The organism is Streptomyces sp. NPDC004561, assembly GCF_053602155.1.
Map to the genome: position 1 here is coordinate 1 of NZ_JBSGDB010000905.1, position 1,405 is coordinate 1,405.

The 1,405-nt window shown below is 68.8% G+C and carries 2 protein-coding genes; both read left to right on the forward strand.

The window, feature by feature from the left end; all coding sequences use genetic code 11:
* Positions 1–559: class I SAM-dependent methyltransferase (locus ACWEN3_RS46575; RefSeq protein WP_452984503.1), on the forward strand; the 559-nt coding region annotated here is incomplete at its 5' end.
* 624 nt (positions 560–1,183) lie between these two features.
* Entirely contained in the window at positions 1,184–1,396 is a 213-nt protein-coding gene (locus ACWEN3_RS46580; RefSeq protein WP_452984504.1) for a cold-shock protein, read from the forward strand.
* Positions 1,397–1,405 lie beyond the last annotated feature (9 nt).

Below are 1,405 nucleotides of genomic sequence, written 5' to 3' on the forward strand. Positions count from 1 at the left end.
AGAGGGCCTCGACAACCTGCGCTTCGAGCGCGGCGACGCCCAGGTCCACCCGTTCCCGCCGGGCGGCTTCGACGTCGCCCTGAGCCGTTTCGGCATCATGTTCTTCGCCGACCCGGCCGCCGCCTTCGCCAACATCCGCCGCGCCCTGCGCCCCGGCGGACGCCTCGCCTTCGCGAGCCTTGCCGCGCCCGAACGGGTCGACTGGACGGGCGTGTTCTCCGTCCTGCGCGCCTACGGCCCGGTCCCGGACTTCACCGTCGGCGCACCCGGCATGTTCTCGCTCGCGGATCCGGGGACGATCCGTCAGCTCCTGACCGGCGCAGGCTTCGAGGAGGTACGGGTGGACCTGGTCACGGCGCCGATGAACTTCGGCAGGGACGCCGACGACGCGGCGGGCTTCCTGGCCGGCTCCGGCCCGGTCAGGTTCCTGCTCGAACAACTCGCCCCCATAGAAGCGGAGCAGGCCCGCGAGGCGATGCGGCAGGCCCTCGCCCGCTTCGCGGACACCGACGGCGTCCGGCTCAGCGGCGAGGCATGCGTGGTCAGCGCCCGCTGCTGACCGGCGCAAGCGCGCAACGGGGGCGGCGGACCCGGCGGAGGAGCGATCCGGCACAGCCAGCCGGGCAGCCCGATCAACTGCCGCAGCCCGCCGTCCTCGACTACGAGCACCTGCTTCGATGGTTACGACAGCGCGGCATCGGCATCCGACACTCCGCCTGACATCAGCGGCTGGTACCAACAGCGACGTGGCGTCTGACAGATGCTGAGGGACCCGCGGCTGTGGATCGTGACGCACCAAGCGTGGATTTGAACCAGCCCGCGCCGGTGATCGTGGCCGGCCCGAGCACCTGCCGGGCCCGGATGCCGGCAGTCCATGCGTTGACCGCGAGGAGGATGACGGGGGCTTTCTCGTCCAGGCGTCCACTCACGACGACGCGCCACGGGCGCTGGGTGCCGGGGCAGATGCCACGGTTGCATCGGGGCGGCAGCCACACAGGTTGGCGAGCCGGGGAACTATTTCTCTCTGGCGTCGGTCGAGTGCGGCGTGTAGCGTCAAGGTGGTTGTCGTGGTTCGCCGTTCCTGCCCGTACCGCCAGGTGCGGGCGTTTTGTTGTGCGGTGTGGTCAGGGCGATCAGTGCGGGTCTGCACGGTGTGGACCCGGTTCGACCGAGAGGTGTACGCATGGCCAGCGGGACCGTGAAGTGGTTCAACGCCGAGAAGGGCTTCGGTTTCATTCAGCAGGACGGCGGGGGTCCCGACGTCTTCGCGCACTACTCCAACATCAACTCTTCCGGCTTCCGTGAGCTGCAGGAAGGCCAGGCTGTGACCTTCGACGTCACGCAGGACCATGAAGTCGGAGTTGCTAGTAATCGCAGATCAGCATTGCTGCGGTGAATACGTTCC